This is a genomic window from Williamsia sp. 1135, from assembly GCF_002095395.1.
Classification (GTDB): domain Bacteria; phylum Actinomycetota; class Actinomycetes; order Mycobacteriales; family Mycobacteriaceae; genus Williamsia.
In genome coordinates this window covers 93,846-107,655 of the sequence record NZ_MJEI01000101.1, presented here as the reverse complement: position 1 = coordinate 107,655, position 13,810 = coordinate 93,846, and the positions used below count along the sequence as shown (strand labels likewise).

The window sequence follows — 13,810 nt, the reverse complement described above, 5'->3', positions numbered from 1 at the left end:
AGTGCGTCAGCAACCCAAAACCGCTCAGGTCAACGGTATTACGATCAGCTACGAGGACTCCGGCGAAGGGCCGCTCGTGGTGATGGTGATGGGCACCGGCAGTCCAGGCCGCGTATGGAAAGCCAATCAGCAGCCGGCCCTGGTCAAGGCCGGGTATCGAGTCGTCACGTTCGACAACCGCGGTATCGCGCCGTCGAGTGAGTGTCCCGCTGGATTCACGATCGCCGACATGGTGGCCGACACCGCTGCGCTCATCGAGCATCTCGGTGCTGGTCCTGCGGCCGTGATCGGAACCTCGTTGGGCGCCAAGATCACCCAGGAGCTCGCTCTCGCCCGGCCCGATGTCGTGAACTGCGTGGCGATGATCGCGACGTACGCGCGGAGCGGTCCCCTGCAGGAGTCGATCTCCGTCGGGGAGCGCGAACTGTACGACAAGAAGATCACGCTGCCGCCGCGCTATCACGCCGCGATCACCGCGCATCTCAACCTGTCCCGGCACACGCTCGACGACGACACGAAGGTGCGCGACTGGCTGGACGTGATCGAGTTCTCCGGCCAGGAGGTCACCGCAGGCGTACGGGCCCAACTCCAACTGCACGAGGGCGAGGCGAACCGGACTGCCGCGTACGCAGGGATCTCCCGGCCGGCGTTGGTGATCGGTTTCGCCGACGATCGGACGCTGCCGCCGCACCTCGCGAAAGAGGTCGCGGATGCGATACCCGGTGCGACATACCGGGAAGTCGCCGAGGCCGGGCACTACGGCTATCTGGAGCAACCGGACGAGGTCAACGCGTTGCTCATCGACTTCCTCCGGGCGAACGTGAGGTGAGTGCGCCCGGTCGGTGAAGCGGCGGGCCGTGGGCGATAGCCTGGGCATCATGAGTGATTCGCAGGTCCGCGTCCGTTTCTGTCCGTCCCCGACCGGCACCCCGCATGTCGGGCTGGTGCGCACTGCGCTGTTCAACTTCGCGCACGCCCGGCACACCGGTGGCACGTTTGTCTTCCGCATCGAGGACACCGACGCCGCCCGCGACAGCGAGGAGTCGTACCAGGCGATTCTCGATGCCCTGCGCTGGCTCGGTCTGGACTGGGACGAAGGGCCCGAGGTCGGCGGACCCTACGAGCCGTACCGGCAGTCGTTGCGCAAGCCACAGCACCTCGAGGTCGTCGCGAAGCTCCTCGACGCCGGTGAGGCGTACGAGGCGTTTTCGACCGCCGAAGAGGTCGAGGCCCGGCACCTCGCCGCAGGCCGCAATCCGAAACTGGGTTACGACAATTTCGATCGGGAACTGACGGCCGAGCAGAAGCAGGCGTATCGCGACGAGGGCAGGCCCGCCGTGGTGCGGCTCCGGATGCCCGACCACGACATCGAGTGGGATGACCTCGTGCGCGGAACGACCACCATCAAGGCAGGCACCGTTCCCGACTTCGCGCTCACCCGCGGCAACGGGGATCCGTTGTACACGTTGGTCAATCCTGTCGATGACGCCCTGATGGACATCACCCATGTGTTGCGCGGTGAAGACCTGCTCTCCTCGACCCCGCGCCAGATCGCCCTGTACGAGGCGCTCACTCGCATCGGGATCGCCAAGGGGACACCGCAATTCGGCCACCTCCCATTCGTGATGGGGGAGGGCAACAAGAAGCTGTCCAAGCGGGATCCGCAGTCGAACCTGTTCCATCACCGCGATCGCGGGTTCATCCCCGAGGGGTTGCTCAACTACCTGGCACTGCTCGGCTGGGGTATCGCCGACGACCACGACATCTTCAGCCTCGACGAGATGATCGCCGCCTTCGACGTGCGTCAGGTCAATTCGAACCCGGCACGCTTCGATCAGAAGAAGGCCGATGCGATCAACGCAGAGCATCTGCGCAGACTCACGCCAGCAGACTTCGCGGGTCGCCTGCGGGCGTTCCTGATCAACGCCGGGCAACTGAGCGAGCCCATCGATGACACGCAATTTGCGGTGATCGCAGATCTGGTGCAGACACGCATTCAGGTTCTCGGCGACGCGTGGGGACTCATCGCGTTCCTCTACGTCGGCGATGCCGATTTCACCGTCGACGAGGCAGCCGCGCGTAAGAACCTCGGAGCGGATGCGGGGCCTGTACTGGACGCGACCATCGAGGCGCTGTCGGCAGTCGATCAGTGGGCCACTGAGGGCATCGAGAGCGCCCTCAAGGACGCGCTGGTGGACAAGCTCGAACTCAAGCCGAGGAAGGCATTCGGTCCGGTGCGGGTCGCGGTGACGGGGTCGCACATCAGTCCGCCGCTGTTCGAATCCCTGGAGCTGCTCGGCCGCGACCGGACCCTCGCCAGGCTCCGGGCCGCACGCGCGGACATCGCCTGAAAAAGGGCTTCTGACCTGGCGATTGTTGGTTCAGCCGAGGGGTTTGATACTCTTCTTCTCGGCACTTTTCGCCGCAGCGCGAGCGGGTGAGAAGTACTTATTGGGGTATGGTGTAATTGGCAACACAGCGGTTTCTGGTACCGCCATTCTAGGTTCGAGTCCTGGTACCCCAGCGACTACAGCGTAAGCTGAGTCAGCTTGGCCCCGTCGTCTAGTGGCCTAGGACGCCGCCCTCTCAAGGCGGTAGCGCGGGTTCGAATCCCGTCGGGGCTACAACAGAGAGACCCTCTCCTGCACTGCAGGGGAGGGTCTCTCTTTGTCTGCTCTACAAGTCCCTGAGCGGCCACGGTGGCCGAGCGGAGGCGATCAGCTGAGCGGCCTCGGAATGTGTACATCTGATTCTCACGGTCACGATTGTGGGCGAATTCGGCAAATCGCCTGTGGCGCAACTTGGTTAGCCCTGATCACGAGTCGTTGACGCGGACGACCCTGTGTGACAATTCCGCGCATGAAGCTCTCGTTCAGGTTGTTGGTCGTTGCCGCAGCGATCCCGTTGCTGGCCGCGTGCGGCAACACCACTGATGAACCACTGGCGCTCGGTGGGTCATCGGCCGGTGTCATCGTCACGACGCCCGAAGAGCTCGCCCAGCAGTTCGCAGATGAGCTCGCCTTCGACAAGGCGATCTGCCAGAACACCGCCGCTCGCGGCGATTGCCTGGTCGGTCGCGACACCGTCATGCACGCGATCCGGTCGAGTGCGGAAAACCTCGAGCCGTCGTTGCTGCGTTCCGAACTGTTCGAATCCATAGCCGGCTGGGACATCGCATACGACGAGTGGAAGGCGGCGGGCTGCACCAACAGCTCGATCGAACCCGAATGCTGGACGCTGCCACTCGACGGGCAGTGGACCGAGGTCCGGGCTCAGCTGGGTTTCTGATCGTGTAGGGGGTCGGTCCCGGTCCGGGTTGAACCAACGCCGTGCGGTGGCGCAGGATTGGGCGATGACCAAGAAGCTGACAAAAAACGAGTTGCTGGCCGAACTCGACCTGAAGGTCGAGTCGGTGTCACCGGACATGGCGTCGGACGAAGCCGGTAATGAGACGTCGGACACCTCGGCCGAGATCCGGTCACGTGACGCGCAGGTGCGACAGTGGCGCGATCAGGTGAAAGCGGCCGGCGACGACGATCCGATCATCGACGAGATCGCGGCGAAGCTGGACAGCTGACCCTCGTCACCAACGGACAACGCCCCGCCCATCGATCGATGGGCGGGGCGTTGTGGTGAGACGGTGTCGACTTATTTGACGTCGAGGAACTCGGCAGTGCTACCGGCGATGGGGATCTCGGGGAGCCCGAGCTTGCGGTGGTCCCAGCTACGGGTGCGGTCGGGGACGACGCGAACGGCGACGCGTTTGTTCATCATCTGATCGACGAAGGGACGGACCTCCTCGCTGTACGGACCGTTGTAGCGTTCCCACACGCTGATTCCACATCGGAGGATGGAGTCCGGGTCGTCGAGGATCTCGGCATTCCCTTCGATGGACACCCCGCGCAAGGTGTCGTAGGTGTGACCGTCCTCGATCATGACGGTGCACGTCGGGTTGCGCCGGATGTTCACGGCCTTCTGAGATTTTGCCTTGGTCTCGAACCAGATCTCGCCGTCGATGACGGCGTACCACATGGCCACCAGGTGTGGCCGGCCCTGAGCCGACACCGTCGCCATGGTGGCGGTGCGGCTGCGGACGATGAACTCGGTGATCTCGTCCTCGGCCATGACGATCTTGCCGCGCTCGTTGGTTCCCACAGGTGTCCTTTCGCCTCCGATGTGTGATCTCGCCGCGTAGACGGCTCACACACCGATCGTGTTGTGATCTTTGCTACTCACCCTAGTGCCGCAGCCGGTCGTCGTTGCGCTGCCTCGAGGCCGCGGCAGCGAACCGTCGCTAGAGCCGCTTGTTGATGGCGTCGGCCGCGGCCAGGAGGTCGGCAGCCCATCGTGATCCGGGTCGGCGGCCCATGCGGTCGATGGGCCCGGACACCGAGATCGCCGCGATGACCTCGCCGCCGTTGTCGCGCACGGGCGCCGAGACGCTCGCCACGCCCGGTTCGCGCTCGCCGGCACTCTGTGCCCAGCCGCGCCGCCGGACCTCGAGCAACGTGCGTTCACTGAAGCCGTTCTCGCCCAGAAGGAGCCGTGCGGTGGCCGGGTCCGCCCATGCGAGCAGGACCTTGGCGCCCGACCCGGCGTTCATCGGCAGTCGTGCCCCGACGGGCACGGTGTCCCGCAAACCGGACGGTGGTTCGATCGCTGCGACGCAGATCCTGTCGGCGCCTTCCCGGCGGTACAACTGCACGCTCTCCCCGGTGATCTCGCGCAACCGCGGCAGTACCAGCGCCGCCGCCTCGCGAACGGTATCGGTGGCCCCGGCCGCCAGCTCGCCCAGAACCGGTCCCGGACACCACAACCCGGAGGTGTTCCGGGAGAGGAGCCGATGCGTCTCGAGGCCGACGGCCAGACGATGTGCGGTGGCGCGCGGCAGTCCGGTGCGCGCGCAGAGCTCGTTCAAGTTGCACGGACCCTCGGCGACGGCATGCAGAACGGCCACGGATTTGTCCAGAACACCGATTCCACTGGCTACCGGAGATGCGGTATCATTTCTCACAAGCCGATACTATGCTCTCGCATACTGAGATGCCAGCCCCAACTCGGTACTTCAAGAAAAGTGGTGATCACGATGAGCGAACGTCCGTTGACCTTGGCCGAAAAGGTTTGGGAAGAACATGTGGTGGTGCGCGGTGAGGGAGACGGAGTCTCTCGCAAGCCGGACCTCATCTACATAGACCTCCACCTCGTCCACGAGGTGACGAGCCCGCAGGCGTTCGACGGTCTCCGCCTCGCGGGCAGGCCGGTACGGCGTCCCGACCTCACGATCGCCACCGAAGACCACAACGTGCCCACCGTCGACATCGATCAGGTCATCGCCGACCCGGTGTCGCGCATCCAGGTCGACACGCTGCGCCGCAATTGTGAAGAGTTCGGAATCCGTCTGCACTCCATGGGCGATGCCAGTCAGGGCATCGTGCACATCATCGGCCCGCAGTTGGGGCTCACCCTGCCCGGGATGACCGTCGTCTGTGGCGACAGCCACACCTCGACCCACGGTGCGTTCGGCGCGATCGCGATGGGGATCGGCACCTCAGAGGTCGAGCACGTGATGGCAACGCAGACCCTGTCCCTCCGGCCCTTCAAGACCATGGCCATCACCGTCGACGGTGAACTGCCGCCCGGCGTGACGAGCAAAGACCTGATCCTGGCGGTCATCGCTCAGATCGGAACCGGTGGCGGACAAGGCTATGTGCTCGAGTACCGCGGTTCGGCCATCGAGGAGTTGTCGATGGAGGCCCGAATGACCGTGTGCAACATGTCCATTGAAGCGGGTGCCCGCGCCGGACTTATTGCACCCGATGACATAACCTTTGACTACATCAAGGGCCGCCCGCACGCGCCCACCGGAGCCGACTGGGATGCCGCCGTGGCCAACTGGCGGGAACTCCGCACCGATCCCGACGCCGAGTTCGACGCCGAGGTCCACATCGATGCCTCGGCGCTGACCCCGTTCGTCACCTGGGGGACCAACCCCGGTCAGGGGGCGCCGCTGGGTTCGACGGTGCCGGACCCCTCGGAAATGGCCGATGCGGACAAGGCTGCGGCCGCTGAGAAGGCGCTGCAGTACATGGATTTGAAGCCGGGAACGCCGCTGCGTGACGTCCCCGTGGACACGGTTTTCGTGGGTTCGTGCACCAACGGCCGGATCGAGGATCTCCGGGCGGTCGCCGAGATCCTGGAGGGTCGTCGAGTCGCCGAGGGCATCCGGATGCTGATCGTGCCGGGTTCCACCCAGGTTCGGGTGCAGGCCGAGGAGGAGGGGCTCGGCGCGATCTTCGACGCGGCCGGAGCCGACTGGCGGCAGGCCGGCTGCTCGATGTGCCTCGGAATGAATCCGGATCAGCTCGCCCCCGGCGAGCGCTGCGCGTCCACCTCGAACCGCAATTTCGAAGGGCGGCAGGGTAAGGGCGGACGCACCCACCTCGTCTCACCTGCGGTCGCGGCCGCGACCGCCATCCGTGGTCGCCTGTCCGCGCCGACGGATCTGCCCGATCCCGTGACCACGGTCTGAAACCCCGGCGACAAGGAGAAACAACGATGGAACCGATCAACAGCCATACCGGTATCGGCGTCCCCCTGCGCCGGGGCAACGTCGACACCGACCAGATCATCCCCGCCGTCTACCTGAAGCGAGTGACCCGCACCGGGTTTGAAGACGGCCTGTTCGCCGCCTGGCGCAACGATCCCGACTTCATCCTGAACACCCCGCCGTACGACCGTGGCTCGGTCTTGGTCGCCGGTCCCGACTTCGGTACGGGGTCGTCCCGCGAGCACGCCGTGTGGGCGTTATCGGACTTCGGGTTTCGGGTGGTGATCTCCTCCCGATTCGCCGACATCTTCCGCGGCAACGCCGGAAAAGCCGGTCTGGTGGCCGCTCAGGTCGAACAATCCGACGTCGAGTTGCTCTGGAAACGGCTCGAGGAGCAGCCCGGACTGGAATTGACGGTGAGCCTTGAGGATCAGACGGTCACCGCTGCGGACTTAGTGGTGCCCTTTGCAATTGATGACTACACAAAGTGGCGTCTGATGGAGGGTCTGGACGACATCGGACTGACATTGCGGCAGGTCGAAGCCATTTCTGAGTTCGAAAAGGTAAGGCCCGTATGGAAACCAAAGACCCTCCCGATACCCGTTTCCGGGGCCTGAGAGCGGGCCCTCCCGTAACCTGTTAGGCGGCTTACCTTTCGCCACGCCGAGCGAATTTGGCGTCGGACGTGGACGTTTTGCGATTTGACGTTTACCGTGTCCTGTAGCTGGCCCAAAGTGGGCCAACAGTCTGCGGAGGTTGAATCCATGAACAAGGCAGAGCTTATCGAGGAACTGACAACGAAGTTGGGGACCGATCGGCGCACGGCGACAGACGCCGTCGAGCACATCGTAGACACGATCGTGCGCGCGGTGAACAAGGGCGAAAGCGTCACCATCACCGGTTTCGGCGTTTTCGAGAAGCGGCGGCGCGCTGCGCGGGTTGCTCGCAACCCGCGCACCGGCGAAACCGTCAAGGTTCGTCCGACCTGGGTTCCGGCGTTCCGTCCGGGCGCTCAGTTCAAGTTGGTCGTGGCCGGAAAGCAGAAGCTGAGTGCTTCGGGCCCGGCGGTCAAGCGTGGCAGTGCAACTGCATCGGCTGCCCCGGCCAAGAAGACAGCAGCCAAGAAGGCGGCCCCGGCCAAGAAGGCGGCACCGGCCAAGAAGGCCGCTCCTGCCAAGAAGGCAGCACCGGCCAAGAAGACCGTGGCGAAGAAGACCGCCCCGGCCAAGAAGGCCGCTCCTGCCAAGAAGGCAGCACCGGCCAAGAAGACCGTGGCGAAGAAGACCGCCCCGGCCAAGAAGGCAGCACCGGCCAAGAAGGCCGCCGCTCCTGCCAAGAAGACTGCAGCCAAGAAGGCTCCGGCGAAGAAGGCTCCGGCCAAGAAGCGCTGAACCTACACATCACAAGCCCCGGCGGACCTTCCCTCTGCCGGGGCTTGTTTTGTCTGTCCGGCTTCGTAGCCGTCCTGGTCAGTGGCGGGTAACCGATTTCAGTGGTCGGACGAGGCAAGCGGACTGTCGACATGGCTCGCCGCGACCAGCTTCCCGTCGAGGAGTGCGAGCACCCAAAAACTCCCCTTGCGATTTCGTGCCGCCGGGAGCTTGAGTTCGTCGTGCGCCGCCCACCACTTCAGGAGCGGCGGAATGACCTTGCCCTGACTGCAGACCACGTGGGTACCGGTGGCCTGTCCGATGTCGCGGATTCGGCGTCTCCCACTCTTTGCATCGTCGGCGAACGCCTCCTCGGACAGTGTCGGTTCGTCTTCGATGACGACCCCGAGTTCGTCTGCCAAGGGTGCAACCGTCTGGCTGCACCGCACCCGATCTGCCGAATGCACTGCCGTCGGACCGAAGGCGAGCAATTGCGAGAGCAAGGCTTCGGCTTGTGCCCGGCCCACCTTGTCCAACGGCCGCAGCCGATCGTCGCCGTGGTACCGAGACTTGCGGCCCGCTTTCGCGTGTCGCACGAGCAGCAGGACGTCGAGTCTCGCGGGCAGTTTCCGGAATGTGCCGAGGACCTGTCGGTCGAGTCGGTACGACAGCATGTCTTCTGCCGAATCGGCTGAGAGCCAACGCAATTCGTCGACCTCGTGATTGGGTACGAACGACCCTGCGGTGACCTCGGCCGACCAGTAGTGCACGTGTTTGCGGCCCGGACCGCGAAGGTCGTAACTGACCCTGCGCAGGTGACGACCGAGTTGCACCTGGTAGCCGGTCTCCTCGCCGATCTCGCGAACGGCGGCGGAGATCAGCGTTTCTCCGGGTTCGACCTTGCCTTTCGGCAGGGTCCAGTCGTCATATCGCGGACGGTGCACCAGAGCCACCTCGACGTCGCCGGCCGGGGTCTCGCGCCACACGACCCCGCCGGCCGCGTACACGACGGTGGCAGTGCGTCCTGCCGATTTGCTCACTGGATCAGGTCGGCCCGGCTGCGATTACGGCGCATCATCTGGCGCTGATGATCGCGCACATCCTCGCCGGCGGCGGGCGAAGCAGTCCAGCTTCCGTTTTCGCCGAGGACCCAGCATCGGGTCGCGGGGTTCATCGCGGAGGCGAATACATCGTCGAGTTCGCGGGTCAAGCGCGGATCGCGAACCTGCGCCATCACCTCGACTCGGCGATCGAGGTTGCGGTGCATCATGTCGGCGCTGCCGATCCAGAACTCATCGAGTGATTGGAAGTGCAGCACTCGCGAATGCTCCAAGAACTGTCCGAGGATCGAACGCACGGTGATGTTCTCGCTCATCCCGGGTACGCCGGGCCGCAGCGCGCAGATACCGCGAACGACCACCTCCACCGGGACGCCTGCCTGCGACGCACGATAGAGCGCGTCGATGACCTGTTCGTCCACCAACGCGTTGGCCTTCAGCCTGATCCGAGCGTCGGAGTGTCCGTTGCGGTGTCGCTCGCTCTCGGCGAGAATTCGCCCGACGATTCCCGCCCGGACCCCGTGCGGCGCAACCAGTAGGTTCCGGTACGCAACTTTTCGTGAGTAGCCGGTGAGGGTGTTGAACAGATCGGTCAGGTCGGCGCCGATGTCGGGGGAAGCCGTGAACAAGCCCACGTCTTCGTACAGTCGCGCGGTTTTCGGATTGTAGTTTCCGGTGCCGATGTGGCAGTACCGTCGAATGGTCGAACCTTCCCGCCGCACCACCAGACATGTCTTGCAGTGTGTCTTGAGACCGACGAGTCCGTAGACGACGTGCACGCCGGCCTGTTCGAGTTGTCTGGCCCACTTGATGTTGGCCTGCTCGTCGAAGCGCGCCTTGATCTCCACCAATGCGACAACCTGTTTTCCGGCCTCGGCCGCGTCGATCAGCGCGTTGACGATCGGTGAGTCGCCCGAGGTCCGGTACAGGGTTTGCTTGATGGCGAGCACGTTGGGGTCCGCGGCCGCCTGCTCGATGAAGCGCTGGACGCTGGTGGAGAAGGAGTCATAGGGATGGTGGACCAGGACGTCACCATCACGCAGGGTGGAGAAGATGCTCTTGGGGGTCTCCCGCTCGCCGAAGGCCGGATGAGTGGCCGGCACGAAGGGAGGGTCTTTCAACGCCGGCCGGTCGATACCGGCGACCTGGAAGAGGCACGAGAGGTCGAGCAGTCCGGGCACCTCGATCACGTCACCGGGATCGACATCCAGTTCTCGCAGCAACAATTCGAGCATGTGCTCGGTCATGTCGTCGGCGACCTCGAGCCGCACCGGGGATCCGAAGCGGCGCCGGGCCAATTCGCGTTCGAGCGCCTGTAGCAGGTCCTCGTCGCGGTCTTCCTCCACCTCGAAGTCGGCGTTGCGGGTGATACGGAAGGCGTGATGCTCGACGATCTCCATGCCGGGGAACAGCTGATCGAGGTGGGCCGAGATGAGGTATTCGAGCGGCAGCAGCACTGCTTTCGCCGGTGTCGTCGCCGTCTTCGCGTACCGATCGCGGTATTGCGCGGGCATCAGTCGATCGACCCGGACAAACCGGTCGACATTGTCTGGGACCTTGACGCGGGCGAAGTGCTCGCCGCCTTCGCCGACGTCCTTCACGGTGACAGCGAGATTCAGGCTCAGACCGGAGATGTAGGGGAAAGGGTGAGCGGGGTCGACGGCCAGGGGAGTGAGTACCGGGAAGATCACCTCATGGAAGTACTCGTCCATGCGCTGACGTTCTTCCTTGGAGAGCGCGTCCCAGGTGACGACGTGAATGTTGTTGTCGGTCAACGCCGGTCGGACTGAATCGAGGAAGACTCCGGCGTGCCTTTCGGCCAGCACCTGCGTGCGCTGGCCGATCAGGGCCAATTGTTCGCGCGGTGAGAGTCCGTCGGCGGAGCGTACCGAGAGGCCGGTTTCGTGACGGCGCTTGAGCCCCGCGACGCGGACCATGAAGAACTCGTCGAGGTTGGACGCGAAGATGGCGAGGAACTTGGCCCGCTCGAGGAGGGGCAGTGAGGTGTCCTCGGCCAGCGCCAGTACCCGGGCGTTGAAGTCGAGCCAACTCAGTTCTCGGTTCAGGTAACGATCTTCGGGCAGATCCGCGGTCTCCGTGGGCGTCGCCGTTGCGGCGGGCGGCGCGGTGGGCATCGACGGCGAAGGTGACGGCGGGGGTGACGCGCTCTGACTGCTCGGTTCTGCTGTGCTCACGTACCCATCATGGACCATCCGCAGGAGCGGTGGCACCGGGTGTTTGAGTTTGTTCACGCAATTGCAAGCGCGAGACGACCAGTGAGGTCGCGGGGCCCAGGCCGATGTCCTGCGCGGCCAGCAGATCATCGACGGTATCGACGTCCATCCGAAGATCGGGCCACCGGTCGACACCGGTGGTGAGGTCGACGGCGCCGCGGCCGCGATGCTCGGACGCGGAGTTCGGCCCGAACCGTAGGACGTCGGTGCCACCGGGCCCTCGAGTGTTCAGGAACAGGGCGGTGGTTCCCGTTCCGGAGTGGTCGGGGATGTACGACCGGTCGTGCTGTGCCGAGTGGTCGACCGCGGCTTTCAGGCTCGCCGGGCGAGCGGCCGGTAGGTCTGCCTGCAACACGAGGATTCGATTCCCCGGCCACAGGGTCAGGGCGTGCTCGATGCCGATGGCGAAAGCATCGTTGAGAACCTCCCCGTCGTCGACGACAGTTCTGGCGCCGGCGTCGAGCGCAACTGCGGCCACCGAGGTGTCGGGACTCACGATGACCAGCTGATGCAGACCCGCGGCCCGCGCGGCGCCGATCGTGTCGGTGAGCATCGCAAGCACCAGTGCGCGCCGGTCGTCCGCTGCGATGATCGGAGTCAGCCGCGTCTTGGCTGCGTCGAGTCGTTTCACCGCGATGACAACTGCCACCGCCCGCTTGTCCATGGTCTCCATCATGGTCGTCGGCGAGGGGCGGGGGAAATTGCACCCCTGTCCGGCGGCGCTCTCGTGACACTAGGCTTGGGGCGTCCGGGTGAGATTCGGACATGTTGCGTACGGAACAGAGGTGGTGGAGTTATGCGGGCGGTCGTCATGGGCTCGGGTTCATGGGGCACGGCGATGGCCAAGGTCCTGGTCGATGCCGGGACACCCACGGTGTTGTGGTCACGGCGAGCTGAACTGGCAGCCGCGATCAATGAGACGCACACCAATCCCGATTACCTGCCGGACGTACCTCTTCCGGAGGCCCTGCGTGCCAGTGCCGATCTGGCAGAGGCGCTCGAGGAGGCCGAGTTGGTCGTGTGCGCGGTGCCGTCTCAGTCCCTCCGCGGGAGCATGGAGGCCTGGTTACCGCATCTGAGCGATACCGCGACGTTGATGTCGCTGTCGAAGGGTGTCGAGACCGGCACGCTACTGCGTATGTCGGAGGTCATCGCGCAGGTGACCGGGGCACAGGACGGCCGGGTGGCGGTCTTGTCCGGTCCGAATCTCGCCCGGGAGATAGCGGTGGGTCAGCCCGCCGCGACTGTGGTGGCCTGTTTGGACGAGAATCGGGCGAAGGAAATTCAACGCGCCTGCAGCACAAGGTATTTCCGCCCCTATACAAATACCGATGTGGTCGGATGTGAGATCGGTGGGGCAGTGAAGAACGTGATCGCCCTGGCGTGCGGGATGGCATCTGGAGTGGGCCTGGGCGAGAACACCCTCGCCTCGATCATCACTCGTGGACTGGCCGAGACCATCAGACTCGGGGTCGCACTCGGGGGTCGTCCGGAAACGCTGGCGGGACTCGCGGGAGTCGGCGACCTGGTCGCCACCTGCTCGTCACCGTTGTCACGCAACCGCACCTTCGGCAGTCGGTTGGGTGAGGGCAAGACGTTGGCGCAGGCTCAGGACGCCACCAACGGCCAGGTCGCCGAGGGGGTCAAGTCGTGCACCTCGGTGCGAGCACTGGCTGAAAAGCACGGGGTGGACATGCCATTGACCGAAGCCGTCCACCAGGTGTGCCACGAGGGACTCACGGTCACCGAGGCGATCTACTCTCTGCTGGGCCGGCGTACCAAGCCCGAGTAGGACGATCCACCCGGCGGGCCGTTTATCCGAGATCGATCGGTGCCGTCGGCAAGTCCTGGTCGATGAGGGTCGAAATCTGTTGGATGGGGCCGTTGCCCACATTTTCAGGCAGCCAGATCGCGACGTAGGGGCGATGGTCGACGGCGTACCACAGGAAGCCTTTGGCCTCGGTCTCCGCCGAGACAAGGAACCACTGCACGGGATCGACGACCTGCAGCCCGGAGGTGGGGGAGAGTGATTCGGGTCTGTCCACGCCGCAGCGGACCTGTACGGGCCCGGGCACCTGATCTCCGGGAGGCCAGCTGACCATTCCGTCGTCGCCGGTCTCACGTTTTCCGAATCCCTCGAAGGTCTCCGGGAGAGCCGCGATCAATTTCGCGCAGTCGGGGGAGGTCTGCTCCGGCGCGGCCATGGCCTTGAGCGGTGTGTCCGCTGACGTCACGTCGTCGGATTTCAACACCGCGTAGGTGATGAAGCCCACGATCACCATCACCGGAATGGTGATGATGCTCGCAATGACTGCCGGGCTCAGACGCCGGGTGGAACCTTCGCTCACGGGTGCCTCGGGCTGCCGGTGACGACCGGGCACGTCAGGGTTCTGGTGATGCCGTCGACGTTTTGAATCTGTGGCACAACCTGTTCGGTCAGGTGCGCGGCGTCGGTCGCGTCGACCCTGACGATCACGTCGTACGGGCCGCTGACCTCCTCCGATGAGGCGACGCCGTCGATACCGGCGATCGTCGCTGCGGCCACGGCAGCTTTACCGACCTCGGTTTGGATCAGTATGTAAGCCTGAACCACGGCGTTCC

At 64.7% G+C, this 13,810-nt stretch carries 15 protein-coding genes and 2 tRNA genes; 10 read left to right on the top strand and 7 right to left on the bottom strand.

What is annotated here, in order from left to right; translation table 11 throughout:
- The first annotated feature begins 1 nt into the window (after position 1).
- The 6 genes from BFL43_RS20155 to BFL43_RS20130 all read left to right on the top strand — a co-directional run bounded on the left by BFL43_RS20155 (position 2) and on the right by BFL43_RS20130 (position 3,577).
- A complete protein-coding gene (locus BFL43_RS20155) occupies positions 2-829 on the top strand; it encodes an alpha/beta hydrolase (RefSeq protein ID WP_084894241.1) in 828 nt (275 codons plus the stop codon).
- Positions 830-878: 49 nt separating this feature from the next.
- On the top strand, positions 879-2,351 hold the full coding sequence (gltX, locus tag BFL43_RS20150; RefSeq protein ID WP_084894317.1) for a glutamate--tRNA ligase: 1,473 nt from the start codon (positions 879-881) through the stop codon (positions 2,349-2,351).
- Between the two features lie 101 nt (positions 2,352-2,452).
- Positions 2,453-2,524, top strand: a tRNA-Gln gene (locus BFL43_RS20145).
- A 27-nt stretch (positions 2,525-2,551) separates the two neighbouring features.
- A tRNA-Glu gene (locus tag BFL43_RS20140) sits at positions 2,552-2,624 on the top strand.
- Between the two features lie 235 nt (positions 2,625-2,859).
- Positions 2,860-3,288 (top strand): hypothetical protein, encoded by a 429-nt coding sequence (locus BFL43_RS20135; protein WP_084894240.1) that lies wholly within the window; start codon positions 2,860-2,862, stop codon positions 3,286-3,288.
- Between the two features lie 64 nt (positions 3,289-3,352).
- The gene (locus tag BFL43_RS20130) at positions 3,353-3,577 is read left to right on the top strand and encodes a hypothetical protein (protein WP_143695435.1); all 225 of its coding nucleotides are present in this window, start codon (positions 3,353-3,355) and stop codon (positions 3,575-3,577) included.
- A gap of 71 nt (positions 3,578-3,648) precedes the next feature.
- Here BFL43_RS20130 and BFL43_RS20125 read toward each other — a convergent pair whose 3' ends face one another.
- Both BFL43_RS20125 and BFL43_RS20120 read right to left on the bottom strand, forming a co-directional pair.
- On the bottom strand, positions 3,649-4,155 hold the full coding sequence (locus BFL43_RS20125) for a PPOX class F420-dependent oxidoreductase (RefSeq protein WP_084894238.1): 507 nt from the start codon (positions 4,153-4,155) through the stop codon (positions 3,649-3,651).
- 139 nt (positions 4,156-4,294) lie between these two features.
- Positions 4,295-5,014 (bottom strand): IclR family transcriptional regulator, encoded by a 720-nt coding sequence (locus tag BFL43_RS20120; RefSeq protein WP_084894237.1) that lies wholly within the window; start codon positions 5,012-5,014, stop codon positions 4,295-4,297.
- 72 nt (positions 5,015-5,086) lie between these two features.
- Here BFL43_RS20120 and leuC point away from each other — a divergent pair, with 72 nt between their 5' ends.
- From leuC to BFL43_RS20105, 3 genes are all read left to right on the top strand, one after another.
- Positions 5,087-6,529 (top strand): 3-isopropylmalate dehydratase large subunit, encoded by a 1,443-nt coding sequence (gene leuC, locus BFL43_RS20115; RefSeq protein ID WP_084894316.1) that lies wholly within the window; start codon positions 5,087-5,089, stop codon positions 6,527-6,529.
- Positions 6,530-6,555: 26 nt separating this feature from the next.
- Positions 6,556-7,164 (top strand): 3-isopropylmalate dehydratase small subunit, encoded by a 609-nt coding sequence (gene leuD, locus BFL43_RS20110; RefSeq protein WP_084894236.1) that lies wholly within the window; start codon positions 6,556-6,558, stop codon positions 7,162-7,164.
- Positions 7,165-7,311: 147 nt separating this feature from the next.
- A complete protein-coding gene (locus BFL43_RS20105; RefSeq protein WP_084836669.1) occupies positions 7,312-7,938 on the top strand; it encodes an HU family DNA-binding protein in 627 nt (208 codons plus the stop codon).
- A gap of 98 nt (positions 7,939-8,036) precedes the next feature.
- On the opposite strand, the gene BFL43_RS20100 is transcribed toward BFL43_RS20105, so the two are convergent.
- From BFL43_RS20100 to cofC, 3 genes are all read right to left on the bottom strand, one after another.
- Positions 8,037-8,957: a bifunctional NUDIX hydrolase/histidine phosphatase family protein gene (locus BFL43_RS20100; RefSeq protein WP_084894235.1), complete on the bottom strand. Its 921-nt coding sequence runs from the start codon at positions 8,955-8,957 to the stop codon at positions 8,037-8,039.
- Positions 8,954-11,110, bottom strand: coding sequence for an RNA degradosome polyphosphate kinase (locus BFL43_RS20095; RefSeq protein WP_143695439.1), 2,157 nt, complete (start codon positions 11,108-11,110; stop codon positions 8,954-8,956). Before BFL43_RS20095 ends, BFL43_RS20100 begins: the two co-directional genes overlap by 4 nt.
- A 67-nt stretch (positions 11,111-11,177) precedes the next feature.
- On the bottom strand, positions 11,178-11,873 hold the full coding sequence (gene cofC / locus BFL43_RS20090) for a 2-phospho-L-lactate guanylyltransferase (protein WP_240498377.1): 696 nt from the start codon (positions 11,871-11,873) through the stop codon (positions 11,178-11,180).
- Between the two features lie 132 nt (positions 11,874-12,005).
- On the opposite strand from cofC, the gene BFL43_RS20085 reads away from it, so the two are divergent.
- Positions 12,006-13,001: an NAD(P)H-dependent glycerol-3-phosphate dehydrogenase gene (locus tag BFL43_RS20085; RefSeq protein WP_084894233.1), complete on the top strand. Its 996-nt coding sequence runs from the start codon at positions 12,006-12,008 to the stop codon at positions 12,999-13,001.
- Positions 13,002-13,023: 22 nt separating this feature from the next.
- Here BFL43_RS20085 and BFL43_RS20080 read toward each other — a convergent pair whose 3' ends face one another.
- Complete coding sequence (locus BFL43_RS20080) at positions 13,024-13,557, bottom strand: DUF3515 domain-containing protein (RefSeq protein WP_240498376.1); 534 nt, start codon at positions 13,555-13,557, stop codon at positions 13,024-13,026.
- Positions 13,554-13,802: an Lrp/AsnC ligand binding domain-containing protein gene (locus tag BFL43_RS20075; protein ID WP_240498375.1), complete on the bottom strand. Its 249-nt coding sequence runs from the start codon at positions 13,800-13,802 to the stop codon at positions 13,554-13,556. Before BFL43_RS20075 ends, BFL43_RS20080 begins: the two co-directional genes overlap by 4 nt.
- Positions 13,803-13,810 lie beyond the last annotated feature (8 nt).

Bases quoted from the DNA above. Each gene is read 5' to 3' on its own strand.
- gltX (WP_084894317.1), top strand. From the start codon at position 879: ATGAGTGATTCGCAGGTCCGCGTCCGTTTCTGTCCGTCCCCGACCGGC.
- BFL43_RS20135 (WP_084894240.1), top strand. From the start codon at position 2,860: ATGAAGCTCTCGTTCAGGTTGTTGGTCGTTGCCGCAGCGATCCCGTTG.
- BFL43_RS20130 (WP_143695435.1), top strand. From the start codon at position 3,353: ATGACCAAGAAGCTGACAAAAAACGAGTTGCTGGCCGAACTCGACCTG.
- leuC (WP_084894316.1), top strand. From the start codon at position 5,087: ATGAGCGAACGTCCGTTGACCTTGGCCGAAAAGGTTTGGGAAGAACAT.
- leuD (WP_084894236.1), top strand. From the start codon at position 6,556: ATGGAACCGATCAACAGCCATACCGGTATCGGCGTCCCCCTGCGCCGG.
- BFL43_RS20105 (WP_084836669.1), top strand. From the start codon at position 7,312: ATGAACAAGGCAGAGCTTATCGAGGAACTGACAACGAAGTTGGGGACC.
- BFL43_RS20095 (WP_143695439.1), bottom strand. From the start codon at position 11,110: ATGCCCACCGCGCCGCCCGCCGCAACGGCGACGCCCACGGAGACCGCG.
- cofC (WP_240498377.1), bottom strand. From the start codon at position 11,873: ATGGACAAGCGGGCGGTGGCAGTTGTCATCGCGGTGAAACGACTCGAC.
- BFL43_RS20085 (WP_084894233.1), top strand. From the start codon at position 12,006: ATGCGGGCGGTCGTCATGGGCTCGGGTTCATGGGGCACGGCGATGGCC.